The sequence below is a fragment of the Actinomadura kijaniata genome (assembly GCF_014138665.1).
GTDB classification, from domain to species: Bacteria; Actinomycetota; Actinomycetes; order Streptosporangiales; family Streptosporangiaceae; genus Spirillospora; species Spirillospora kijaniata.
Window position 1 is genome coordinate 343,162 of the sequence record NZ_JACJIA010000003.1, and the last position, 23,878, is coordinate 367,039.

At 72.4% G+C, this 23,878-nt stretch carries 24 protein-coding genes; 8 read left to right on the plus strand and 16 right to left on the minus strand.

Annotated features, from left to right (window positions below; translation table 11 throughout):
• Positions 1-98: 98 nt before the first annotated feature.
• Complete coding sequence (locus HNR61_RS13665; protein WP_246442657.1) at positions 99-653, minus strand: CGNR zinc finger domain-containing protein; 555 nt, start codon at positions 651-653, stop codon at positions 99-101.
• Positions 654-709: 56 nt separating this feature from the next.
• Here HNR61_RS13665 and HNR61_RS13670 point away from each other — a divergent pair, with 56 nt between their 5' ends.
• Positions 710-1,915 carry an MFS transporter gene (locus HNR61_RS13670; RefSeq protein ID WP_220509304.1) on the plus strand — a complete coding sequence of 402 codons (1,206 nt, stop codon included), beginning with the start codon at positions 710-712 and terminating at the stop codon, positions 1,913-1,915.
• Here the strand turns inward: HNR61_RS13670 and HNR61_RS13675 are convergent.
• Positions 1,879-2,637, minus strand: a complete 759-nt coding sequence (locus tag HNR61_RS13675; RefSeq protein WP_246442658.1) for a DUF2470 domain-containing protein — start codon at positions 2,635-2,637, stop codon at positions 1,879-1,881. The two genes, HNR61_RS13670 and HNR61_RS13675, sit on opposite strands and share 37 nt — an antisense overlap.
• 71 nt (positions 2,638-2,708) lie before the next feature.
• Here HNR61_RS13675 and rpsD point away from each other — a divergent pair, with 71 nt between their 5' ends.
• Positions 2,709-3,317: a 30S ribosomal protein S4 gene (rpsD, locus tag HNR61_RS13680; protein WP_182843509.1), complete on the plus strand. Its 609-nt coding sequence runs from the start codon at positions 2,709-2,711 to the stop codon at positions 3,315-3,317.
• A 120-nt stretch (positions 3,318-3,437) separates the two neighbouring features.
• Complete coding sequence (locus HNR61_RS13685; RefSeq protein WP_182843510.1) at positions 3,438-4,325, plus strand: TauD/TfdA dioxygenase family protein; 888 nt, start codon at positions 3,438-3,440, stop codon at positions 4,323-4,325.
• Positions 4,326-4,465: 140 nt separating this feature from the next.
• Here HNR61_RS13685 and HNR61_RS13690 read toward each other — a convergent pair whose 3' ends face one another.
• The 9 genes from HNR61_RS13690 to HNR61_RS13730 form a co-directional block, all read right to left on the minus strand.
• Positions 4,466-4,975: a hypothetical protein gene (locus HNR61_RS13690; RefSeq protein ID WP_182843511.1), complete on the minus strand. Its 510-nt coding sequence runs from the start codon at positions 4,973-4,975 to the stop codon at positions 4,466-4,468.
• 58 nt (positions 4,976-5,033) lie between these two features.
• A complete protein-coding gene (locus HNR61_RS13695) occupies positions 5,034-5,477 on the minus strand; it encodes a MarR family winged helix-turn-helix transcriptional regulator (protein WP_182843512.1) in 444 nt (147 codons plus the stop codon).
• A 99-nt stretch (positions 5,478-5,576) separates the two neighbouring features.
• Positions 5,577-6,563 carry a hypothetical protein gene (locus tag HNR61_RS13700; protein WP_182843513.1) on the minus strand — a complete coding sequence of 329 codons (987 nt, stop codon included), beginning with the start codon at positions 6,561-6,563 and terminating at the stop codon, positions 5,577-5,579.
• A gap of 27 nt (positions 6,564-6,590) precedes the next feature.
• Positions 6,591-7,922, minus strand: a complete 1,332-nt coding sequence (locus tag HNR61_RS13705) for an MCE family protein (protein WP_182843514.1) — start codon at positions 7,920-7,922, stop codon at positions 6,591-6,593.
• The gene (locus HNR61_RS13710; RefSeq protein ID WP_182843515.1) at positions 7,919-9,007 is read right to left on the minus strand and encodes an MlaD family protein; all 1,089 of its coding nucleotides are present in this window, start codon (positions 9,005-9,007) and stop codon (positions 7,919-7,921) included. Before HNR61_RS13710 ends, HNR61_RS13705 begins: the two co-directional genes overlap by 4 nt.
• Complete coding sequence (locus HNR61_RS13715; protein WP_246442660.1) at positions 9,004-10,071, minus strand: MCE family protein; 1,068 nt, start codon at positions 10,069-10,071, stop codon at positions 9,004-9,006. The genes HNR61_RS13710 and HNR61_RS13715 overlap by 4 nt, the downstream gene beginning before the upstream one ends.
• On the minus strand, positions 10,071-11,135 hold the full coding sequence (locus HNR61_RS13720; RefSeq protein ID WP_182843516.1) for an MlaD family protein: 1,065 nt from the start codon (positions 11,133-11,135) through the stop codon (positions 10,071-10,073). The genes HNR61_RS13715 and HNR61_RS13720 overlap by 1 nt, the downstream gene beginning before the upstream one ends.
• Positions 11,135-12,223: an MCE family protein gene (locus tag HNR61_RS13725; RefSeq protein ID WP_182843517.1), complete on the minus strand. Its 1,089-nt coding sequence runs from the start codon at positions 12,221-12,223 to the stop codon at positions 11,135-11,137. Before HNR61_RS13725 ends, HNR61_RS13720 begins: the two co-directional genes overlap by 1 nt.
• A complete protein-coding gene (locus tag HNR61_RS13730; protein ID WP_182843518.1) occupies positions 12,220-13,296 on the minus strand; it encodes an MCE family protein in 1,077 nt (358 codons plus the stop codon). Before HNR61_RS13730 ends, HNR61_RS13725 begins: the two co-directional genes overlap by 4 nt.
• A gap of 95 nt (positions 13,297-13,391) precedes the next feature.
• Here HNR61_RS13730 and HNR61_RS13735 point away from each other — a divergent pair, with 95 nt between their 5' ends.
• The gene (locus HNR61_RS13735) at positions 13,392-14,651 is read left to right on the plus strand and encodes an RNA-guided endonuclease InsQ/TnpB family protein (protein ID WP_312897897.1); all 1,260 of its coding nucleotides are present in this window, start codon (positions 13,392-13,394) and stop codon (positions 14,649-14,651) included.
• Here HNR61_RS13735 and HNR61_RS13740 read toward each other — a convergent pair.
• Positions 14,621-15,475 (minus strand): ABC transporter permease, encoded by an 855-nt coding sequence (locus HNR61_RS13740; RefSeq protein ID WP_067810959.1) that lies wholly within the window; start codon positions 15,473-15,475, stop codon positions 14,621-14,623. The genes HNR61_RS13735 and HNR61_RS13740 overlap by 31 nt on opposite strands.
• Complete coding sequence (locus tag HNR61_RS13745; protein WP_182843519.1) at positions 15,475-16,290, minus strand: MlaE family ABC transporter permease; 816 nt, start codon at positions 16,288-16,290, stop codon at positions 15,475-15,477. The genes HNR61_RS13740 and HNR61_RS13745 overlap by 1 nt, the downstream gene beginning before the upstream one ends.
• Positions 16,291-16,544: 254 nt before the next feature.
• Between HNR61_RS13745 and HNR61_RS13750 the strand changes: the two genes are divergently transcribed.
• The 3 genes from HNR61_RS13750 to HNR61_RS13760 all read left to right on the plus strand — a co-directional run bounded on the left by HNR61_RS13750 (position 16,545) and on the right by HNR61_RS13760 (position 18,598).
• Positions 16,545-17,081, plus strand: coding sequence for a MarR family winged helix-turn-helix transcriptional regulator (locus HNR61_RS13750; RefSeq protein WP_312897898.1), 537 nt, complete (start codon positions 16,545-16,547; stop codon positions 17,079-17,081).
• 88 nt (positions 17,082-17,169) lie between these two features.
• Positions 17,170-17,889 carry an aggregation-promoting factor C-terminal-like domain-containing protein gene (locus tag HNR61_RS13755; protein WP_182843520.1) on the plus strand — a complete coding sequence of 240 codons (720 nt, stop codon included), beginning with the start codon at positions 17,170-17,172 and terminating at the stop codon, positions 17,887-17,889.
• Between the two features lie 73 nt (positions 17,890-17,962).
• A complete protein-coding gene (locus HNR61_RS13760) occupies positions 17,963-18,598 on the plus strand; it encodes a TetR/AcrR family transcriptional regulator (RefSeq protein ID WP_182843521.1) in 636 nt (211 codons plus the stop codon).
• A gap of 63 nt (positions 18,599-18,661) precedes the next feature.
• On the opposite strand, the gene HNR61_RS13765 is transcribed toward HNR61_RS13760, so the two are convergent.
• The 3 genes from HNR61_RS13765 to HNR61_RS13775 all read right to left on the minus strand — a co-directional run bounded on the left by HNR61_RS13765 (position 18,662) and on the right by HNR61_RS13775 (position 22,646).
• A complete protein-coding gene (locus HNR61_RS13765) occupies positions 18,662-19,786 on the minus strand; it encodes a hypothetical protein (protein ID WP_182843522.1) in 1,125 nt (374 codons plus the stop codon).
• A gap of 171 nt (positions 19,787-19,957) precedes the next feature.
• Positions 19,958-21,187: a PucR family transcriptional regulator gene (locus tag HNR61_RS13770; RefSeq protein ID WP_220509305.1), complete on the minus strand. Its 1,230-nt coding sequence runs from the start codon at positions 21,185-21,187 to the stop codon at positions 19,958-19,960.
• A gap of 223 nt (positions 21,188-21,410) precedes the next feature.
• Positions 21,411-22,646 (minus strand): PucR family transcriptional regulator, encoded by a 1,236-nt coding sequence (locus HNR61_RS13775; protein ID WP_182843524.1) that lies wholly within the window; start codon positions 22,644-22,646, stop codon positions 21,411-21,413.
• A 346-nt stretch (positions 22,647-22,992) separates the two neighbouring features.
• Between HNR61_RS13775 and HNR61_RS13780 the strand changes: the two genes are divergently transcribed.
• Positions 22,993-23,868: an RNA polymerase sigma-70 factor gene (locus tag HNR61_RS13780; RefSeq protein WP_182843525.1), complete on the plus strand. Its 876-nt coding sequence runs from the start codon at positions 22,993-22,995 to the stop codon at positions 23,866-23,868.
• Positions 23,869-23,878 lie beyond the last annotated feature (10 nt).

Below are 23,878 nucleotides of genomic sequence, written 5' to 3' on the forward strand. Positions count from 1 at the left end.
CGGAGGCGGGCTCCCCCTGCTGGTCGCCCGGCGATGCCACGCTCGACCGGCATGGTCGCGGTATGGGCTGTTGGTTGGGCGGCGAGGCGGGTGCGGTGTCAGGGGTGGGTGCGGCGGTGGGTGGCTACCCGTTCTCGGGTGGCGCAGCGGCGGGAGCAGTAGCGGCGGGGCGGGCCACCGCCGGTGGCCAGGAAGACGTTCTGGCAGGTGCTTGAGGCGCACACGCCGCCGGGCGGGCGCTGGGTGTCCCACAGCAGGATGGTCAGGGCCAGGGCGGAGGAGGTCAGGAACCACTCCGGCCACGGGGCGTCGTCGTGGCCGTCCAGGTGGGGGTGCCACGGGCCGGTGCCGTCGTGGGAGGTCAGACGCAGGGGGCCGGGGGCCTGGCGGAGGAGGGCGTTCAGGGCGGGTGCGGCCCGGTCCACGTGGGCGGCCTCGAAGACCTCGCGCAGCGTCCGCGCGGCGGCCCGCATCTCCCGGACCTCGGCGTCGGTCACGGTCACCGGGTCCGCCTCGCCGTGCTCCCGCAGGATCCGGGCGATCTCGGCGGGGGCCGGGTCGCCGGTGGTCAGGGCGTTGACCAGCGCGACGGTGCGGTGCGCCATGGCCTGCACCGAGTGCCGGGTGGACCATTCACGGCCGGGAGAGGGCATGGCGGCAATGTAACGCATCTGGCGCTGTTTTGCGTTACCTGTGTAACGTGCCGGGCATGTTAAAGCGTTACCGCATGGAGGGATACCTCGCCGGAGCGGCCGCGGCGCGGACCGGGGACGAGATGTCGGGTCCCGCGCTGCTGCTGGCCGGGCTGGCCGTCACCGGCTCGGAGACCGCCGCTTCGACGCTGCTGGCGGGGCTCATGGTCGCCGCCGCCGTCGGCGGGCCCGTCTTCGGGGCGCTGCTGGACCGGGCCAGGCGGCCGGGCAGGCTGCTGGCCTGGGCCCTCGCGGTCTACGCGGGCGCGCTCCTGCTCATCCTGGCGGTCCTGGGACGTCTGCCCCTCGCCGTCGTCGTGGCGATCGCGGTCGGCGCGGGCCTGCTGGGTCCCGCGCTGGCCGGGGGATGGACCTCCCAGTTGCCGCGCGTCGTCGGGCCGGAACGGCTCCCCCGCGCCAACGCGCTGGACGCCATGACGTTCAACGCCGCCGGACTGGCGGGCCCCGCCCTGGCCGGAACGATCGCGGCGCTGGCGGGCGCGCCGGCGGGGATGGTCGTGGCGGCCGTCCTCATCCTCGCGGCCCTTCCGGTCGCGTGGACGCTCCCCGCGACGCGGACGCCGCCCGCCGGGGGACGGGCCGTCCGGTCCTTCGGGCGGGACCTGGCCGCCGGGGTGGGGGCCATCGTCCGCGTCCGGGCGCTGGCCGCCGCGACGGCGGTCTCCGTGGTCTCCTGCGTGGGGCAGGGCGTCCTGCTCGCCTGCGCTCCGCTGCTCGGGGCGCGCGTCTTCGGCTCGGCCGACCGCGGGGCACTGCTGCTGTCGGGTGTCGCCGCCGCGGCGCTCGCGGCCAACGCCGTCCTCGCGCGCCGTCCCGGGCTGCTGCGCCCGGACACCGTCGTGTGGGGCAGCGCCCTGGTGCTGGCCGTCGCGCTCCTGCTGGCCGCCACGGAACGACCGGCGCTGGTCGCGGTGGCGGCGCTCGTGGCCGGGGCGGGCGAGGGGCCCCAGCTGACCGCGCTGTTCGCGGTCAGGCACCGGGAGGCCCCGGAACGCCTGCGGGGCCAGGTCTTCACCACCGGCGCCAGCCTGAAGATCACCGGTTACGCGGTCGGGGCGGGGGCCGCCGGGCCGCTCGCCGCCTGGTCGCTCCCCGGAGCGCTGGCGGTCGCCGCGGCCGTCCAGGTCGCGGCGGCCTCGTGCGCGCTGATCGGCGCCGGGCCGCGTCAGGAACGCGTCGCGCCGGCGAACAGCCGCCGGTAGACGCAGCGCAGGCCGTCCATGTCGTCCACCGGCTCGGCGAACGCCACCCGCAGCGCGAACGGGCCCGGGTCCTCCGTGCCGGGGACGGTGATGTGCAGCCACATCCCGTACCGGTCCAGCGCCAGGGGGCGGACCACCGTCGTCTCCGACGGGAAGTGGCCCAGGTTCTTCAGCAGGAGGTGGAGCTCGTCCCGGTGGGCGCCGTCCAGGTGGGTCAGGACGCCCGCCTCCACCGCCGTGAACGGGTCGGGCGCCCCCGCCGCGTACTCCTCCGGCTCCAGGGTCGCCGTCCCCCACGGGTCCTCGATCTCCACCTCCGCGACCTCCAGGGCCAGGAGGGTCCACTCCTCGCCCAGGTCCAGCAGTTCGGAGCGCGGGTGCAGGCGCGACAGGCGGAGGGCCGCCGCGCGGCGTTCGGACTCCGGGACCTCCGTCAGCCAGCCGTGCAGCCACGCCCGGCCCCGCACCCGGTCCGGCAGCGCCACCGGGGCGACGTCGCTCAGCCGCAGCGTGGCGGGCAGGTCCGGCTCGCCCGCCAGCGCCGCCACGACCGGGGAACCGGCGGGCATGAGGAGCAGGGGGCGGCCGTTCTCGTCGGTGATGTGGGCGGAGACCGGCGCGTACGGGACGCCCGGCGCGACCAGGACGCCGTCCGCCACCCCGTAGGCCAACGTGCGCGCCCGCTCCGCCGCGGTGGGCCGTCCCGTGGTGCCCTCGCTCATCATCCACCCTCCTTGACGTTGTAGGTTAGGCTAACCTAACTAAGCCTTACCTAACCACAGCGAGGTGCGTTTTGAACAACTCCCGCCCCAAGGTCCGACTGTCCCGAGCGCTCGGCATCCCGCTGACGCCCAAGAGCGTGAAGTACTTCGAGGCCCGGCCCTACCCGCCGGGCGTGCACGGCCGCGCCCGCAAGAACGAGTCCGACTACAAGGTCCGGCTGCGCGAGAAGCAGCGGCTGCGCGCGCAGTACAACATCCGCGAGACCCAGCTGCGCAACGCCTTCGCCAAGGCCGCCAAGGTCAAGGGCGCCAAGACCGGCGAGGCCCTGATCGTGGACCTGGAGCGCCGGCTCGACGCGCTGGTGCTGCGCGCCGGGTTCGCCCGCACGATCTACCAGGCCCGCCAGTTCGTCGTGCACCGCCACATCCTGGTGAACGGCAAGCGCGTCGACCGGCCCTCCTTCCGCCTGCGCCCGGGCGACGTGATCCAGGTCGCCGAGCGCAGCCGCCAGATGACGCCGTTCCAGGTCGCCGCCACCGGGGCCCACACCGAGAACGTCCCGGGCTACCTGGACGTGCGGCACGAGGCGCTGGTCGCGCAGTTCACGCGGCTGCCCGAGCGCAGCGAGATCCCGGTGATCTGCGACGAGCAGCTCGTCGTCGAGCACTACTCGCGCTGAGGCTCGTCCGGCGCGCACAACCGCATACGGCCCGGGGCGGGTCTGGACAGGTGTCCACCTCCATCGGATACAGTCAACCTAGCGATTGCTTGGCCAGTACTCCGATGGAGGCCCCCGGACATGATCGAATTCCACCCCATGACCCGGAACATCGGTGCCGAGGTCACCGGCGTCGACATCAGCAAGCCCCTCGACGGGGAGCAGGTCCAGCAGATCCGCGACGGCCTGCTCACGCACATGGTGCTGTTCTTCCGCGACCAGCACATCACCGACGAGGAGCACGTGGCGTTCGCCAAGCAGTTCGGCACCGCCAACCTGCCGCCGATGGACACCTCCGGCAGCGCCGTGCACGTGCTGGACCAGACCGACCCCAAGGGCGAGGGCGGCGACCAGTGGCACAGCGACAACACATTCATGAAGACCCCGCCGATGGGGTCGCTGCTGCGCGCGGTCATCCTCCCCGAGGTCGGCGGCGACACCCTCTGGGCCAACATGTACATGGCCTACGACTCGCTCGCGCCCTGGCTCCGGCGGCTCTGCGACGAGCTGTACGCCGAGCACGACCTGACCATGTCGGTCACCAAGGCCATCGACAAGGGCCACCGGATGGACCTGCGCGCGATGCAGGAGAAGAACCCGCCGGTCGTCCACCCGGTCGTCCGCGTCCATCCCGAGACCGGCCGCAAGGCCCTCTACGTGAACCGCTCCTCGGTCACCCGCCTCATCGGCCTGTCCCGCCGGGAGAACGAGGCGATCCTGCCGCTGCTGTTCGACGCGGTCCGCGACCCGCAGTTCCAGGTGCGGCTGAAGTGGCGGGTCGGCACGCTGGCGTTCTGGGACAACCGCCCGACCCAGCACTACGCGGTCGCCGACTACACCCAGCGCCGCAAGATGCACCGCGTCACCATCAACTGCCCGGCCGACATCGACGACGGCGTTCCCAAGGGCCCCGACGGCGTGACCGGCGCCGACGCCCCCGCCGAGGCCGCCGCCGCCCGCTACCTGTAGGCCGTGTTCCAAAGCCCCGGCCCACGGCGCCCGCCCGGGGGCCCGCTTCTCACCAGGTCGTGCGCGGCTGGGGCCCACTCTGGAACAGGCCCCGGTACGCGCGGGGCCCGGTGGCGGCGCCCCGCGCGTCCCCGGCGCGCTCAGAAACCGTCGTCGATCTCGACCGGCTCTCCGGGCTCCCGGAAGCCCACCTCGAAGTCCACCTGGTTGTTGTTGTTCATGTAGAGGAACTCGCTGAGCAACGTGGTCAGGCAGGAGACGCGCGTGTCCAGGTCGTCCGGCGCGGGCCCGCCGGGCGACAGCGCCAGCCGCGCGGTGTGCCCCTCCCGCGCGCGCACCAGCAGGTGGACCTCGTCCTCCAGTACCGGGGTCAGGAACCCCAGCGCCTGCTCGGCGCTCTCGTCGGGGAACCCGGCTTCGGCGCGCTGCGCGCCGAACATCAGGTCCTCCTCGATCGGAAAGCGCTCGACGGCCACCGGATGACGGGTCCCGCCGAACGCCCCGTACCGGGCCACCCGCTCCGGCGACGGCGGCGTCCCCGCCCAGTCCTCGTCGAGCGCGCGCGGCGCCTCATCGCGCACGATCTCCGCCCGGACGCCGGGCAGCCAGCGTTCCAGCAGCCATGCCGCCGCCGACAGGGGATCGTTCATCACCGCTCCTCCCAATTGATCATCGGGAGCCTAGAGGCGGCCGCCGACAGATCCCGGGTCAGCGCAGTGAGCCCAGCTCCTCGCGGGCGTGGGCGCGCAGGGTGCGCAGGGACTCGACCATCGCGCGCAGCTCGTCCTCCTTCAGCGGGGCCGCGAAGTGGCGGCGCAGCGTCTCGGCGTGCACGGTCAGCGCCTCGGCCAGCCTCGCCTCGCCCGCCTCCGTCAGGCGCACGATCTGGCGGCGCCGGTCCCCCTCGGCCGCGTGCCGCGTCACCAGGTCCGCCGTCTCCATCCGGTCGATCAGCCGGGTCGCCCCGCCGCTGGTCAGGATCAGCGACGCCGCCAGGTCCCCCATCGACACCGGCCCGTCCTTCAGCCGCAGCAGCGCCTCGAACACCGCGTGCCGGATCCCGCACCGCCGTTCCAGCTCGCGGCCCGCGATCCTCTCCAGCGCCGCCGCCGCGCCCAGCAACGTCCCGAACTCCCCGACCAGAGGATCCACGCCCGTCCTTCCCTCCCGAACCCGAAAGTCCCGGCCCCCAGCACAGCACAGCGCGCCCCATCCGGCGTCCACCGGGTGGGGCGCGCACGGTCCGGGCCGTCAGTTCTTGGGCTTGGTGTCCTTCTCCTTGCCCTTGTCGGTGCCGGTGCCGCCGCCCGGAACGGCCAGCCCGCCGTCGTCGCAGCCGCGCTTCTGCTGGTTGTTGCCGGAGGCGAACTGCTGGGTGACCTTCCAGTCGCCGCCGACCTTCGACAGCGACAGCCGGATCAGGTTGGCCGGAACGTCGGTGTTGAGGGTCTTGCTGCGCACGGTCACGTCCACCGACACGGTCGCGGTGGCGAACCGCTCGTCCACGCTGCCCACGAACGTCTGCGCCGTCTTCGACGTCAGCGCCAGCTCGGGCTGCTCCTTGAACGTGTTGCCCAGGTTCGGCAGCGTGCACTGCTTGAAGTTGTCCAGCAGGTCGCCCGCCATGAGCTTCTGGGCCTTGTCCATCTGGGACTGGTAGTTGGCGGCGTTGTAGTTGAGGGCGGCGTTGCCGTAGGCGGCGGCGACCTTCTCGACGGACCTGCGGTCCTGCTCGGCCGACGACAGGGACGACGCGCTGGTCCACTGCCAGATCGCCAGGCTCGCCAGCGCCGCGACCAGCACGACCGTCACGACCGCGGCGGTGCGGGTCATGCCGAACGCCGACCCCGCCGGGGCCGCGTCCACGTTGACCGGCGCGGGACGCGCCTTCTTCCCGCGGGGAGCCGCGGACTCGGCGTCCTCGGAGTCCTCGGAGTCCTCGGAGTCGTCGTCGGTGTCCGCCTCGACCGGCTCGGCCGGCTTCGGGCGCGGCCGGGCGGCGGGCTTGGGCTTCGGCCTGGGCTCGCGCCGCTCCTCCTCCTCGACCGACTTCAGCACGTCGTCCAGGTCGAGGTCGTCATCGTCGTCGTCGATGACCTCGATCACCCGCACCCGGCGCTTGCGCCTGGCCGGGCGGGACGCCTCCCCGCCCGCCGCGTCCTCGCCGGGGGCCTCGACCTCCGCGGCCGGCGCCTCCTCGGCGTCCTCGGTGACGTCCTTGGGGGTCCTGGCTGTCACTTCGGGTACTCCTCCGGGGGTTGGGGATCAGTCCTCGCGCCGGCGGCGCGAACGCGGGCGGGGCAGGCGCGAGAGCACGGGCACCGAGCCCGCCATCACCCTGATCAGCACCATCAGGGCCAGGACCGGGGGAACGTACACTAGCCAAACCGGGGGTCCGGCAGAAGAGTCGCGCGCGTTCTCCGCGGCCTTGCGCGCCGCCAGCGGATCGGGCACGGTGCCGGGCGGGTTGGGCTTGTTGTGGGCCGGGTCGTGGGCGGGCCTCGTGTCACCGGGGTTCTTGCCCTGGTACGACGCCTGCCTGGTGGTGATCGGGTCCCGGCCGCCCGGGCAGCGCAGCATCGGGTTGACCGCCGGCTGCGGCAGCGGGTGCTTGAACTCCAGCGTCGCCTGCTTGCGGAGCGTGACCAGGAAGACCACGTTCAGCACCGGCTTGCCCTGGTCCTGGCCGATCACGTTGTCCAGCACGACCTTCAGCGACGGCGACAGCCGCAGCGTGCGGCGCAGGTCGGCGAGGGCGTCGGGGTTGTAGCGGGTGATGCCGAGGTCGGCCAGCGACCCGACGGCGCACTCGAAGTCGGGGCCGGTCTTGTCCAGCAGCCTGTTGACGGTGCTGAGCAGTTCGGGGCCGTCGTCGCGCAGCACCTTCAGCTCGCCGCGCACCTGCCGCAGGGCGCCGGTGAGGGCGGCGAGGTTGTCGATGCCCGCGCCGAGGTCGCCGCGGTTGGCGTTGAGCACGCTCGCGATCCGGCCGAGGTCGGAGGTGAGGCCGTCGAGCAGCTCGGTGTTGTCGGCGAACGTCTGGGTGAGCTGGTCACCGCCCTGGATGATCTGCCGCAGCGAGCCCTCGCGGCCCGACCAGCCCTCGGCGAGCTCGTGGGTGAGGACCCGGGCGTCGTTGGGGTCGATGGCCTTGAGCGTCTTGATGACCGCGCCGAACAGGTCGCCGTAGCGGGGCGGCACCTTGGTCTTCGACACCGGGATCACGGCGCCGGGCCGCATCGTCGGGCCGCGCGCCGCGCCGGGCTCGGGGGTGATCTCGACGACCGGCTCGCCGACGGCGGACTTGCGGGCGGCGGCGGCCGTGACGTTCGCCGGGATCCGCGTCCCCCGCTCGATGTCGAGCCGCACCACCACCTTGGACTTCTCCAGCCGCACCGAGTCGATCTTGCCGATGCGCACGCCCAGGTAGTCCACCTCGAAGCCCGGGTGCAGGCCCGGTGACGACTCGAACTCGACGGTGACGCGGTAGGGCCGGTCGATGAAGTCGAACCGCACGACGCTGGTGAACGCCCAGACCGTCATCAGCACGGCCAGCGCCGCGAAGACGCCGAGGTTGATCGTGAGTCGCCTGGTCATCGCCGCGGCTCCAGGATGTCGTCCAGGTCGGGCAGGGCCCCGCGCAACCGCCCGGGGAGTCGCTGTCCGGTCTTCTTGGGCTGCCCGGCGCCCTGGCCGCCGCCGCCCTGCCCCGGGATCACCGGCGTGCCGTCCGGCCAGACGATCCGCAGCAGCGGGTACAGCAGCAGCTGGCCGTCGTAGCTGGCGCGCGGCAGTTTCTGCTCGAACGTGACCAGCCCGTTGACCAGGTTGGTGAGGCGGGTCCGGTTGTTGCCGAGCTGGGCCAGGACCGGGTCCAGGTCGCGCAGCAGCCGCCGGAAGCGGGCGACGCGGCCCTCCAGGACCTTGTCGTTGAGCTCGGCGGCCATCCTGGTGAGCTTGTCGACGGTCGACAGGATGCGGTGCTTGTTCTCGTTGAGCAGCCGGGTCGTCTTCTCCAGCTCGCCGGGGGCCCGGCTCAGCTCGTCCTCGCCCCGGGCGAGCGCGCGGCCGAACCGGGCGAACTCGTCGACCGCGCGGCCGAGCTCCGCCCGCTGCTCGGCGAAGATCTTCAGCAGGTCGCCGGACTTGGCGATGGTGGAGTTGAGCTTCTTCCCGTTGCCGTCCAGGGCGGTGGCCCCGGCGTTGACGACGGTGGCGACGTCGTTGCCGGCCAGCGCCTTGAGCAGCGGGCCGGCCTGCCCGACGACCTGCTCGAACGCGGGCTGCACGCTCGTCTGCCGGATCGCCGCGCCCTTGGTCAGGAACGGTCCCCGGTCCATGCTGCCGCCCGGCGGCAGGGCCAGGTCCACGTAGTTCTCGCCCAGCAGCGACGTCACCCTGATCTCGGCGCTGGTGCCCTGCGGCAGCCGGATCCCGTCCTTGATCGACAGGGTGGTCCGGGCCCGGTACCCCTCGGCCAGCTCGACCTTGGTGACGCTGCCGACGTTGACGTCGGACATCTTGACGCTGTGCCCGGCGACCAGGCCCTGCGCGTCGTCGAACGTCGCGGTCAGCGTCAGCTCGCCGCGGTCGCCCCCGGCGGTGCGGAACGAGCAGGCGGTGACCGTCGCCGTCAGCGACAGCGTCACCGCGACCGCGACCCCTCTCGCCAGATGTCTCATGGACGGCCTCCGTTCTGGCCGGCGCCCTCGCGTTCCATCCAGGGGCAGTTGGAGTTCGGCCTGGGCAGCGGGCAGGGCACGTACTCCCGGTTGAGGATCGTCCGCAGCCAGGTCCGCAGGAAGTTGTCGGTGGCGAAGCGGATCTGCAGCGACTTGTTCCGCGGGTTGTAGCCGTTGATGAGGGCCTCGTTGATGCCCGGCAGCGCCCGCAGGAGCTGCGCGAGCGACTGGGCGTTGCCCTTCAGCACCAGCGCGGTCTTGGTGAGCACCGCCAGGTCGTAGGGGAGCTGTCCCTTGTACTTGTCCAGCAGCCTGTCGCCGTGCCGCGACAGGTCGACGATGCCGCGCACCAGCTCCTGGAGCTCGCCGCGTTCGGCGCTGAGCACGCGGGTGGCCTCGCCGAAGTTGCGGATCATCTGGCCGAGGACCTGCTCGCGGCCCCGCACCACCCCGGCGAGCCGGTCGAGGTTGCGGGCGACCTCGATGAGCTCCTTGTCCTGCCCGGCGATGTTCTCCACCAGGCGGCCCGACTCCTCCAGGGTGGCGTTGAACGCCTTGCCGTTGCCGTTGAAGGAGTCGGCGGCGTCGCCGAGCGCCTTCTGCATCTTGGTCGGGTCCAGCGCGTTGGCCAGGTTCGTGAACGACGACAGCGCGTCGTCCACCTCGACCGGGACGTGGGTGCGCTCGATCGGGATGACGTTGCCCGTCTCCTTCGGCTCGCCGGGCCGCCACGCCGGGTGCAGCACCAGGTTGCGCTCGCCGACCAGGTTGAGCGGCACGATCGACGCCTGCACGCCCCGGGGCAGCGGCACGTCCCGGTCGATGTGGAACGTCACCTTGATGCGGTCGCCCATGTTGACGACCTCGTCGACCAGCCCGACGTCGGCGCCCATCACCTTGACCTTGGACTCCTTGTAGAAGGAGCGGGCCTTCGGCACGTACACCGTCATGCGGCGCTGGCCGAGGCCGTCGCCGCCGACCAGGGCGCAGCCGCCGAGCGACGCCAGCAGCGCCCCGGCCAGCGCCACCGCCGCCAGCCGGGGGCGTCTCGCGACCATCCTCATCAGTTGCCTCCCCCTCGCCGGTCGGACGCCGGCCGGTTGCCGCCGGAGTCGGCGGGCGGCCATCCGCTGGAGATCGGCCCGGTCGGCTGGAGCGGGCCGAGGCCGGTGATGACGCCCTCCACCCACCGGCCGTTGCCGCGCACGGCGGCGACGCGGCTGAACGTCGGGCCGAGCAGCGAGAAGTCGGTGTTGAGGGCGTCCATGTTGGGCGCCAGCCGGGTGGTCAGCAGGTGCAGGTTGTCCAGCAGCCGGTTCAGCTCGCGCTCGTTGCGGGCGATGACGTTGGACAGGGTGCGCACGGTGCGGCTGCCCTGGCCGATGGTGGCGGCCAGCTCGTTGCGCCGCCGCACCAGCGTGTCCAGCAGCACCTGCGAGGAGTTGATGATCTGGGTGAGCTTCCGGTCCTTGGCGGCCAGCGTCCCGGTGATCGACCTGCTGTTCTCGATCAGCTTCTCGATCTCGGGGGCGGAGTCGTTGAGCGTGCGGGACACCCGCTGCACGTTCGTCAGGATCTCCTTGAGCTTGGCCGCGCTCGGCGACTCGATCCTCCCGACCTCGGTGAGCAGCTTGTCGATGCTCCTCTGGTCGAGCTTGCCGACGATGTTCTGCGCGCCCTCCAGCGCGTCGGGCACCGTGAACGGCACGCTGGTGCGGTTGAGCGGGATGCGCCGCCGCGGGTCGGGCAGCGTCGCCAGGTAGGGGCGGGCGACCGGACCCGACAGCCGCACGTAGCGGCCGCCCAGCAGCGTCGTGGTCTGGATCTCGGCGCGGGTGTCGACGCCGAGGTCGATACCCGCGTTGACATGCATCTTCACCAGGATCCGGCCGCGGGCGAAGTCGGGTTCGACGGAGGTGACGCGCCCGGACTTGACGCCCGCGACCCGCACGTCCTGGCCCGCCTTCAGCCCGGCGGTGTCGGAGAACTCGGCGGTGACGGTGTAGCCGCGGTCCAGCAGGTGCAGCTGCCCGATCGCGAACGCGAACACGCACGTCGCGGCGAGCAGGCTCAGGAAGACGACCGCGACGACGCGGTGGTTGACGTCGCGCAGCGACTTGAGCGCCATCAGCTCCCCCCTTGCAGCATCCGCCGGAGCTTTTCCAGCTCGTCGGGCTTGGGCGCGTTCTCCGGGGCGGTGCGGCCCGACTGCGGGGGCAGCCGCATCGGGAACGGGCACGGGCCCTGCTGGATGTTGAGGCAGACCACGTTGGTGCGCAGGAAGTTGCCGCCGTTGCCCGCCGCGAAGAGCTGCCGCAGCGTCACCGGCAGGTTCCGCACCATGCGCTCCAGCTGGTCCACGTTGAGGCGGAAGGTCTCGGAGAACTCGCCGAGGTTGTCGATGATGCGGGCGAGCTGCTCGTCGTTGCCGCCGAGCACCTGGTTGAGGTTGGTGGTGACGCCCGCGACCTCCACGACCGCGTCCTCCAGCAGCCTGTGGTTGTCGGCGAACACCTTCGACAGCTCGGCGAGGTTGTCGACGCTGGCGGCGATCTGCCGGTCGCGGGTGGCGACGGCCCCGCTGACGACCTCGTAGTTCTTGATCATGTCCCGGATCGTGCCCCGGCGGGCCTCGAAGGTGCGCAGCAGCACGTCCAGGTTCCGGACCATCACGTTGATGTTGTCCTCGTTGCCCTCCAGCGCCTGGGACAGCGAGAACAGGATCTTGTTGAGCTGGTTGGGGTCCAGGTTGCGGGTGAGCGGGCCGAGCGCGTTGACGACCTCGCCGAGGTCCACCACCGAGCGGGTGTGCGGGACGCGCGAGCCGGGCGCGAGCTTCGTAGGGCTCTGGCCGGGCTCCAGGTAGACGACGCGCTGGCCGACGACGTTGCGCCAGCGGACCGCCGCGGTGGAGTCGGCGGGAACGCGGACCTCCCGGTCGATCTCCATGCCGACCACGGCCTTGCCCTGCCTCACCCGGATCGAGGTGACCTGCCCGACCGGCGTTCCGGCGATCTTGACGACATCGTTCTCCAGCAGCCCGGTGACATCGTCGAAGATGGCGGTGATCTTGTAGCGCGCGTTGAAGCTGGTGGCCAGGATCTGCTGCCCGATGAAGAACGTCAGCACCCCCGTCAGCAGCACGAACGCGCCGAACTTGGCGGTCACCGCGTACTGCGGCCCGCGGCCCGGACGGCCGCGGAGACGTCCGGTCATGGCCGCACCACCATCGTCGGCCCGCCCTTCACCTTCTGGTCGAAGGCCGTCCGGGTCGGCCGCGTCGGGCAGATGTCGACCAGCGTCTGGCAGATGTCCAGCGGCAGCGTGTCGACCGCCTGCGCGAGCAGCGTCCCGTTCGGGCCGGGCACGCGGATGATCTGCGACAGCAGGTTGAAGAAGCCGTTGAGGGTGTCCAGCAGCGTCGGGATGTGCCGCCGCTCCTGCGCCAGCACCGACGCCACGTCCCCGGCGTCGTCGACGAGCTCGCCCAGGTCACGGCCCCGGCGCCGCAGCGTGCCGCCGACCGTGTCGGCCAGGTCCCCGCCCTCGGCCAGCAGTTGCTGCACCTTGTCGGGACGCTCGTAAACAACGGGACCGACCTGGTTGAAGTCACCGGTGAACCGCGTCCAGGTGTCACCGCGCGAACCCAGCGTCCCCGAGATCCCCGACACGTCGCTGATGAGCCGGCTGATGACGGCGCGCCTGGCGTGCGTGGCGTCGATGACCTTGGAGCCGTTGTCGATGGTGCGGCGCAGCGCGGGCCCCTGCCCGTTCAGCCCGGCCGCGAACGTCCGCAGCACGGTCGCCAGCTCGTCGGGGTTGATCGCCCGGGTGAGCCGGTAGGTGGGCCAGGCGGTCTCCGACAGCTCCTGCGGGTCCCGGGTCTGGGCGATCCGCCCGCCGGCGGGCAGGAAGGGCCCGCTCAGCTCGTTCCGCCCCAGGTCCAGCACCAGGTCCTTGGGCCCGAACACCGACAGCGGCTCGATCCGCGCGGCGGTCGTGGTGGGCACCCTCACCCCCCGGTCCAGCCGCAGCCGCACCTCGACCCTCCCGTCCCGGCCGAGCGCGACCCGGTCGACGGTGCCGACGGTGATGCCCCGGATCTTCACGTCGGACTTGCCGGGGTCCAGCCCCTGCCCGGCCCGGGAGAACGCGGCCCGGTAGTAGGTGGACCCCGCCGTGTCGGGCGTCGCGCCGAGCGCCACCACCGTGGCCGCCCCGACGATGACCCCGGCACCGACCAGCCCGAACATCACACGAGAACGCGAGGAGAGGGGTTCGTCGCTCATCGGATACCTCCGAGGAGACTTCCGCCCGAAGGCGGAGGAAGGGAGATTCGGCGTTCACCCGTTGCGCTCACACGATCACGCCTAGTTTGTGGGGCGTGACCTCTGCTGTCGTGAAGAGGGCGTTCAAGTACCGCTTCCATCCGACGCCCGCGCAGGCGGCCGAGCTGGTGCGGACGTTCGGATGCGTGCGCAAGGTCTACAACCTGGCGCTGGCCGTCCGCGCCGAAGCATGGTCCCGGCACCGCGAACGGATCGGCTACAACGCCACCTCGGCGATGCTGACCGCCTGGAAGAGGACCGACGAACTGGCCTACCTCAACGAGGTGTCCTCGGTTCCGCTGCAGCAGACGCTGCGCCATCTGCAGGCCGCTTTCACCAACTTCTTCGCCGGACGCGCCCGCCACCCGCGGTTCAAGTCCAAGCGCAGGTCCCGCGCCTCGGCCGAATACACCGCCTCGGCGTTCCGCTACCGGGACGGCCGGCTGACGCTGGCCAAGATGGACCGGCCGTTGGACATCGTGTGGTCGCGGCCTCTGCCTGACGGGGCCGCGCCGTCCACCGTGACGGTCTCCCGGGACCGTGCGGGACGCTGGTTCGTGTCGCTGGTGTGCGAGGACCCCGGCGTCCGGCCGTTCCCGGTGACCGGCACGGCGGTCGGCGTCGACCTCGGCCTGGACCGTCTGGTGACCCTGTCGACCGGGGAGAAGATCCTCAATCCCCGGCATGAACGGAGGGACCGGACGCGGCTGGCCAGGGCGCAGCGGGAGCTGACGCGCAGGACGCGGGGGTCGGCCAACCGGCGCAGGGCCGCGCTGAGGGTCGCCCGCGTCCATGCCCGGATCGCCGACCGGCGGCGGGACTTCCTGCACAAACTGACCACTCGGCTCGTTCGTGAGAACCAAACGATCGCGGTCGAGGACCTGGCCGTGCGCAACATGGTCAGGAACAGGCGTCTGGCTCGCGGCGTCTCCGACGCGGCCTGGCGCGAGGCGCGCTCCATGCTGGAGTACAAGGCCGCCTGGTACGGGCGCGAAGTGGTCGTCGTCGACCGTTTCCTTCCCTCGTCCAGGCTGTGCTCGGTCTGCGGCGCGCTGCGTGGCGAGATGTCCCTGGACGTACGCGTCTGGAGATGCGGCTGCGGCGCGGTCCACGACCGTGACGTGAACGCCGCCCGCAACATCCTGGCCGCCGGGCTGGCGGTGTCGGCCTGTGGAGCCGGTGTAAGACCTCAACGGGAGTCCTCCCGAGCGGGGCGGTCGGCGGTGAAGCAGGAAACCCTGCGGCGTGAGCGGCGGGAGTCCCCTTGCTTGCGAGGCGGAGGAAGTCAACCGGTCAACCTCACTGTGCTGCCGTGACCCCAGAAGACGTACGACAGGACCAGGTTCATCAGGATCATCAGGATGGTGGACTCGCGGATGGCCCGGCCGGCGGCGACGCCGACGCCGACGGGGCCGCCCGCCGCGTAGTAGCCGCGGTAGCAGTGGACGAACATGATGATGAACGCGAACACCGCGACCTTGATGACGCTGTAGAACACGTCGATGGGCGGCAGGTACAGGTGGAAGTAGTAGTCGTAGATGCCGGGCGACAGGCCGTAGTACTCGATGGAGATGAACCGGGTCGCGAAGAACGCCATGAACAGTGACACCAGGTACAGCGGCACCAGGGCGATGACGCCGGCGGCGACGCGGGTGCACACCAGGTAGGCCAGGGAGTTGATGCCCATGACCTCCAGGGCGTCGATCTCCTCGGAGATGCGCATGGCGCCGATCTCGGCGGTGAAGCCGGTGCCGACCTGGGCGACCAGGGCGACGCCCGCGATGATGGGGGTGACCTCGCGGACGTTGGAGTAGGAGGCGACCAGGCCGGTGAACGCCTCGGCGCCGATGCGTTCCAGGCCGGGGTAGCCCTGGAGGCCGACCATGGCGCCGGTGGCCAGCGACATGGTCGCGATCACGAAGATCATGCCGCCGCCGATGACCAGGGCGCCGACGCCGACGGTGATGTCGGAGACCTGTTTGAGCAGGGTCTTGCCGTACTTGCGGCGCAGGATGATGTCGAACAGCAGGTGGTACAGCACCCGGCCGAGGAAGACCGGGAGGTCGGCGGAGGCGGCCAGGCCGGCCGTTCGGGTCCGCACCGCCCGCCCGAACCTGCGTACGGGGGAAATGGCGACCATCAAAACCTCGGGGGGACGAGAACCTGGTAGAGCATCGTGATCACGTAGTTGGTCAGGAAGACCACGATCGAGGTGACCACGACCGCCTGGTTGACCGCGCGGCCCACGCCGACCGGCCCGTAGTCGCAGTTCATGCCCATGTAGCAGGCGACGGCGGCGGCGATGAACCCGAACATCCACGCCTTGAACAGGGTGATGAGCAGGTCGGAGAACTGGAGCAGGGTGGTGGCCCCGTCGAAGAACGCGCCGGGGCTGACGCCCTGCTGGATGACGTTGAAGTAGTAGCCGCCCAGGACGCCCGCCAGGATGACCACCGAGCACAGCAGGGCGGAGACGGTGCTGGCCGCCCACAGCCTGGGGGTGACCAGGCGGTGGATGGGGTTGATGCCCATGACCTCCATGGCCGCGAGTTCGTCGCGGATGTTGCGGGCGCCCATGTCGGAGGTGATGGCCGAGCCGCCGACGCCCGAGACCAGCAGGGCCGCCGCCAGCGGCGCGACCTGCTGGATCATGGCGGCGACCAGCAGGGCTCCGGTGCCCGACTGCGCGCCGAGCTGCCGGGCGATGTCGCCGACCTGGAGGGAGATGGTCGCGCCGAGCGGGACGGCGATCAGCATGACCGGGATGCTGGTGACGCGGGCCAGGAACCAGCACTGCTCGATGAACTCGCCCCACCACTGGCGCACGTCCCAGGTGCGGCGCAGGCCCTCCAGGAGGGTCACGCACAGCAGCCCGGTCTCGTCCAGTGCCTTCTCGGCGCGGCGTCTGGCCAGGTCGGGGGCTTTGGACAGGGTTCCCTGAAGGCTCAGGGCCATCAGCCGGAGACCTCCCCCTCGGGGGCAGGGGCACGGGTCATTCCAGCCTCCTTCGCTTCTCGGACGTCGGCGCCCATCCGATGCTCCGGATCTCCGGCGCGCGGGGGGCGCCCGTCGGAGGATCCGGGATCACAGTGGTCCCGGCGGCGTTCGGGGAACACGCCGGCACCACCTGTGATCTGGAGCACTCTATTGGAAGTTGTTCTAAGAAGCGAGTACTTACATCTGCATTTGTCGGAAGATACGATCACCCGGTGCAGACCGAGATCGAACAGGGTGCGCAACGCGCCGTCAACCCTCCGGTGGACCCTCTGGTGACCGGGATCCGCGACCGCTGGGGCGACCAGGGGATGCCCGGCGAGCCCTGGCCGTTCATGGCCATCTGCTCGCTCGGCCGCCTCCACAGCCTGGTCACCAAGGCGCTGGAGAACGAGGTGAAGCGGCACGGTCTCGGCCGCACGGGGTACTTCCTGCTCACCACGCTCGCGCTGACCGCCGAGGGCCGGGCGCGGCTCAGCACGCTCGGCCGGATCCTGATGATGCACCCCACGTCGGTGAAGCTGACGGCGGACCAGCTGGAGGCGGCGGGCCTGGTGACGCGGACGCCGCATCCGCGCGACCGGCGGGCGACCTACGTGTACATCACCGAGGAGGGCCGGGAGCGCGCCCGCGCGGTGAACGCCGCCCTGGAGTCCCCCGACGGCGAGCTGGCCGCGCTCGGCGGCCTGCACCGGCAGGTGTTCGAGGCGTTGCAGCCCGCCCGGCTGGCCTTCGACGACCACGAGCTGTGAACGCGGGGTGTCGAACCCCGGGTGACCGCGCGTGCGTACCCGGTCAAGACGGCACTTCCATCCCGCGAGGTAAGGCACTCTTTCTCTCATGCCACGCAGTCACGGCACCCACAGTCGCAAGTCGCCGCAGGATCCGTCGCGTGCCCGGAGCCGGAGGCTCTGGCGGGTCCTGACCCACAACGTCACCATCACCGCCGTCGCGGTGGGGGTGCTGGCCGGGGGCGTGGTGCTGGTGGACCTGGACGCGGTCGGCGGCGACGCCAAGCCCCCGCCCGGGGCCGGGGACCTGTCCACCAACGACATGCTGGCGAGGCTCCAGGCGTCCGACATGGACCCGGTCGTGGCGGGCGCGGTCGCCGAGGCCAAGAAGCGCGCCCATGAGCAGCACGAACGCGAGATGAGGGCGCTGCGGGAGAAGGCGAGGCGCGACGCCAGGGCCGCCGCGGAGCTGAAGCGGAGGCAGGAGGCCGAGCGCGAGCGCGAACGCCTCGCCACGTCCAACCCGTCGTCCGTGGAGAACCAGCGCTACGGCCGCAAGATGGCGGCGCTGCGGGGCTGGGACCGCTGCTGGCCGTCCCTGAAGATCCTGTGGACGAAGGAGAGCGGCTGGAACGAGCGCGCCGAGAACCCCTCCAGCGGCGCGTACGGCATCCCGCAGGCGCTCCCGGCGGAGAAGCTGGCCACCGCGGGCAAGGACTGGCGGACCAGCTCCCCCACGCAGATCGCCTGGGGCCTGAACTACATCAGGGCCCGGTACAAGGATCCGTGCGGCGCGTGGGCCTGGTGGCAGTCGCACCACTGGTACTGAGCCGGTGGTGCCGAGCCGGTTCCGGTCGCGTCCCGGCTTGGTGGCGCGGCCCGGTCGGCGGCACCATGTGGGGATGCGAACCAGCAGGACCCGGCAGGACGGCGAGGCGGGCGGCGAGGGCGGCGGCGGTGGACGGCAGTGGGCGCGGGCGGACGCCACCCGGCAGGCGCTGCTGAGCGCCGCGCTGGAGGTGTTCGCCGACCGGGGCTACGCCGACGCGGGCATCGCCGAGATCGTGGAGCGTTCCGGGATCAGCGTCGGCAGCCTCTACCACCACTACGGCGGCAAGGCCGGGCTGTACCTGGCGCTGTACGAGGAGCTGTCGGGCGAGCAGGAGGGCCGGGCCGCGCAGGCGGTGGCCGCGGCGCGGGCGGCGGGCGAGCGCGACCCGATCGCGTTGTTCGTGGCGGGCGCCCGCGCCTACCTGGAGGTGTGCTGGGAACGCCGGGAGGCCGCGCGGCTGTTCCACGGCGGGGAGGGCCCGTCGGGGTTCTCGCTGATGCGGCGCAAGCGCGCCCAGAAGTGGATCGGGCAGAACACCAAGCTGCTGCGCGGCCACGGCGGCGACCGCGCCACCCAGGTGCTGAGCCTGGTGCTGACTACGGTCATCGGCGAGGCCGGGCGGGAGATCGCGCTGGCCGACGACGCGGCCGAGGCGCACGAGATCCTCGACGAGGTGGTCCGCATCCTCATCCGGCTGGCCCGCTGAGGGCCGCGGGCGTTCGGGCCCTCCCGTCCGGACGGGGGCACGTGGCGGACGGGAGGGCCGGGCTCACAGGCGGACGGCGCGGTGGGCCCGCACCGGGATCCACAGCCGGGTCCGGGCGGGGCGCGGCGGCAGGGCGCGCAGCCGGGCCCGGGTGACGCGCTTGCCCTGCAGCCGGAGCTGGAGCAGGTCGGCGCGGCGGACCGGGGGCAGCCCGCGGCGGCCGACGCGCCGCCACAGCAGCACGAGCATCAGCGACGTCCCGCCCGCCGCCAGCGTGCCCGCGGCCACCGCCGCCGCGTCGTCGACGGGCGAGGTCTCCTCGTGCGCGGCGCGCAGCCGTCCCTGGAACACCATCGTCAGCGGCTGTCCCGCGAGCTGCGGCCCGGCGACCGGCGGCATCGCCACCTGCGGCCCTTTCATGGTCCCCAGCGGGTTGGCGGTGGAGGGGTCGGGGGTGATCGGGGGCACGTCGGGCGGCAGGGACGACGGGCCGAGGCCCGCCGGCAGCTCGCCCTTCGGGCCGACGATGACGATCGAGTACGTCTGGGAGCGGGCGGCGGCCCTGGCGGCGGACACGCTCACGGTCAGCCTGGCGATGCCGGGCCTGGCGTTCCCGGGGACCGACAGCAGCGCGAGCGCGGACCGTCCCCCGGCGTCCACGCCGCCGAGCGCCTGGCTGCCGGGGCTGACCGACGCGCGGGTGGCCGACATCCGCAGGACGGTGCCGGACGCGGTCGCGGTCGCCGACGCGACGCGGGCGGTGATGGTGACCGTCCCGCCGGGCCGGACCGTCGCCGACGATACCGACACGCCCAGGGACAGCACGGGGCGGCCGGGCTCGGTAGGTGTGGGGTCGGTCGGCCGGGGCTCGGTGGGCTTCGGGTCGGTCGGCGTGGGCTGGGTGGGCGTCGGGTCCGTGGGCTTCGGGTCCGTGGGCTTCGGGTCGGTGGGGGTGGGATCGGTCGGCTTCGGATCGGTGGGCGTGGGATCGGTCGGCTTGGGATCCGTCGGCTTGGGATCGGTGGGCGTCGGATCGGGCGTCGGATCGGGCGTCGGGGTGGGTTCCGGGTTCGGGCTGGGGCTGGGCTCCGGCTCGGACGTCGTGGTGCTCGGGTCGGGGGTCGGGTCGGCGAGCACCGGCGGCGCGCCGACCGCGAGGACCGCCGCCGCACCGAGCCCCGCCAGCACGGGAATTCCTGCCTTCCGGACGCGCACCTGCCACCTGCCTTCCCTGTCCGCGAGGGCCGCGAGAACGCGCGACGAAAGGGATCGAAACACGGGCCGAACAACCGGAGCAAGGCCGCCGGTGAAGGTCATCGCCAAGTGATTATCCGCGCCTCGCGACAATGGCCGGGATTATCATCCGATGACATTTCCGGAAGGCTCGGGCGGGACGTCGGCGCGCTCCCGCAGCCACAGCGCGCGCAGCACCACCTCGATCGCGAACCGCGACTCGGGGTCGGTGAGCCGGTCGCCGAGCACGTTCTCCAGCTGCCGCATCCGGTAGCGCACCGTCTGCGGGTGGACGTGCAGCTCCTCGGCGATCGTGGCGGCCGTCCCGCGCGTCGTCAACCACACCCGCAGGGTCTCCAGCAGCCGGTCCCGCTGGGCCTCCGGCAACGACATCAGCCCCGCCAGGTGCCGCCGGGCGAGCCGTTCGGTGAGCGCGCGGTCCGCCAGCAGCCACAGCGTGACCAGGTGGTCGTCGCAGCGCGTCACCGGGCCGTCCCCCAGCACCCCCGACTCGACCAGCAGCAGCGCCTGGCGCGCCCAGCGCAGCGAGTCGGCGGCCTGCGCCACCGGCACCGTCGGCCCGGCCACCACCCGGCCCTCCGGCAGCGCCTCGGTCAGCATCCGCTCCCGGTCGGCGGTCAGCTCGCCGGGCACCAGCAGGTACGGCTCGTCGGCGGTGAGGTCGACCAGCAGGTCGTCGTCCAGGGCGGCGCGGCGGCAGCGCGCGTCGGCGGGCACCGCGACCAGCGTCGCCTCCTCCGGCGGCGGCCACTCCGCCAGCGCGGCGATCTCGGCGACCGCGCGCCGCGACGGGGCGGGCACCCGCACCAGCAGGGCCAGCAGCCGCCGCCGGTGCGTCTGGGTCTCCCCCTCCCGCCGCTCCTCCAGGAACCCCTCCTGCGCGAGCGCGGCCAGCTCGTCCAGGTAGGAGAACAGGGTGTCGGCGAGCTGCGCCATCACGATCGACGGCAGCCGGTACCGGGGGGCGATCTTCATGACCCGCCGCCAGGCGACCTGCGTGCCGATCCGGAACGCCGACTGGAGGGTGTCCAGCGACCGCCCCTCCTGCGCCTCGAACCGGCCGAGCCTGCGGTAGGTCTCGTCGTGCCGTTCGCGGGGCGCGCCCGGGTCGGCGATCTGCTCCACGAAGTGCAGCAGGGCGCGTTCGACGCCGATGCGCAGCGCCTCCAGGTAGGCGACGTTGGCCTGGTTGCCGTACTCGGGGACGTTGCGGCGGATCTCCTCGATCATCTCGACGGCGAGGCTGGGCAGCTCCGGCCGCATGAGCTCGGCCACCCCGCGGGGCAACCGGTCGGGCCGGCGTTCGATCTCGCCCAGGTCGAACGTCTGCGTCAACGGTGACACCTCCCGGAGCACCGCCGTCACGGGGTGGATGGGGACCGGGCGGGGCGTCCGGCCTCGTGACGGGCGGCGGTCGAGCATTCGACCCGGCAGGGCGCGCCGAGCGGGGACCCCTGCGCGCCACCGAGCTGTGTGAGCTGAAGCACACCGAAAGCTAGATCAAGAACAGAAGCGTTTCCGTAAAGAAACCTTAAAATCACCAGTGATGATGGCCCTCTCACCCACCGTCATGACCGATACGATTTCGGTCCACCTCCATCGGATGGTCCAAAAGGCGGCTCGCCCGTAGCGTCGCCTCCAGCGCGAACCTCCCCGCCGGTTCGGTGAGGCGTTCCCCCAACACGCCGTTGATCTGCCGCATCCGGTAGCGGATGGTCTGGGGATGGACGTCGAGCCGCCGCGCCGCGGCCACCGCGTTGCCGTCCGTCTCCAGCCACGCGGCGAGCGTCTCCGCGACGCGAACCCGTTGCGCGTGGCCCAAATCGGCCAGTTCCGCGAAACGCCTGCGCGCGATCTGGTCGAGCAGCGCGCCGTCGGCCAGCAGCCACAGGTCCAGCAGATGGTCCTCGCACCGGGTGGGCCCGCGGTCCTCCAGCACCCCGGCCTCGACCAGCGCGAGCGCCCGCCGCGCCCACCGCAGCGAGTCGGCCGCGGCGGCGAGCGGCACGGTGATCCCCACGGCGGCCCGCCGGTCGGGCAGCGCGGCGGCGAGCATCTCCTCCCGGCCCCGGTCGAACGCGCCGGGGATCAGCAGGTGGGGCTCGGCGGCGTCCAGGTCGGCCAGCACGTCGGCGGCCAGGGCCCGCGCCTCGCACGGCGTTCCGGCCGGGAGGGCGACCATCGTGACCTCGGCGGGCACGTCCCATCCGGCCTCGACGGCGACCTCGGCCAGCAGCGTCCGCGCGGCCCCGGGGCGCAGCAGGGTCCGCAGCAGGAGGCGGTGGCGTTCGGCGCGCGTCCCGTCGTCGCGGCCCCGCGCCTCCAGGTAGCCCTGCACCGACAGCGAGGCCAGCTCGTCGATGTAGGCGAACAGCGCGTCGGCGATCACCGACATGACCGCCGGCGACACCTGGTGCCGCCGCCCCGTCTCGGCCAGCCGCCGCCAGGCGATCCGCGCCCCGACCCGGTAGGCGGCCTGGAGCGCGTCCAGCGCCCGCCCGTCCCGCGCCTCGCCGCGCCCCATCGCCCGGCACAGCTCGTCGCGGTACTCGTGCGGGGCGCCGGACCCGCCGAGCCGGTCGACGAACGCGGCGATGGCCTGCTCGACGATGACCCGGAACGCGGGCCGGTAGGAGGTCTCGACGGGCTCGGCGTAGGCGGGGACGGCCTCCCGGATCCCGGCGATGACCTCGTCGGCCAGGGTGGCGGACTCGGCCCGCAGGGCCGCGACCACCTCGGCCGGGACCACGACCGTCCCCGCCGTCCCCGCCGCGGCCACCGTGTCCCGCGCCATCGCCACCTCCCTCCACGAGAGAGCACCCACGCCGTTCCGAAGAAATGCCAGAGAAACCGTAACTCAGGCCATCGGAAAATGCATCATTGATCACGTACTTTCACGCGGAGGACTCGCGGTCGCACGCAGCGGAGCGAACGGTGACCCCTTCTCCTCACTCAGTGACAACCCTTCCCTGACCTGCTCCTCACCGAGTGACAAGAATGGCATTTGACAAGCCTGGAACTTTTCTTCCGAAGTGACGACCCGGCTCTTCGGCAATTCACGCGTCCACCCCGGCGGAACTATCAGCCGTTGACAAACCCCGCCGCCGAGGTCGCGTCGCCCACGTCCTAGCATCGGCGGCGTGGAAGCCGCGGTGGAGACGTTCCTGGAGCAGCGGCCCCGGCTGCTGGGCCTGGCCTACCGGATGCTGGGGTCGGCGGCCGAGGCCGAGGACGTCGTCCAGGACGCCTACCTGAGGTGGAGCCGGTCCGGGCCGGTCGAGGTCCCGGCGGCGTGGCTCACCACCGTGGTCACCCACCTGTGCCTCAACCGGCTGGCCTCGGCGCGGAACCGCCGGGAGCGCTACGTCGGGCCCTGGCTCCCCGAGCCGGTGCTCACCGGCGGCGGCGCGCTGGGACCGCTGGAGACCGCCGAGCAGCGGGAGTCGGTGTCGATGGGCGTGCTGGTGCTGCTGGAACGGCTCACCCCGGCCGAACGCGCCGTGCTCATCCTGCGCGAGGCGTTCGGGCACCCCCACCGGGAGATCGCCCGGGTGCTCGGCGTCGACGAGGCGCACTCCCGGCAGCTTCACCGCAGGGCCCGCGCCCGGGTCGGCGAGCCCCGGCGGCGGTACGAGGCCGACCGCGAGCACCACCGCCGCGTCGTCGAGCGCTTCCTCGCCGCCGCCGGAGACGGGGACGTCGCGGCGCTGGAACGGCTGCTGGCCGAGGACGTGACGGTGTGGGCCGACGGCGGCGGGGGCCGCGCCGCGCGGCGGCCGGTCGAGGGCCGGGACCGGGTGGCGCGCTACCTGCGCGGGATGTGGAGCCGCGTGGAGGCGGCCCGGGCGCGCTTCGAGACCGCCGAGGTCAACGGGGAGACCGCCGTCCTCGTGTGGCACGGGTCCGCGCTGACGGCGGTCCTGGCCGTGGAGGTCGCCGGCGGGCGGATCGACGCGGTGCGGTTCGTCCTCAACCCGGACAAGCTGGCCTACGCCGCCGCGCAGGCCGCCATGTGAGCCGTGTCAT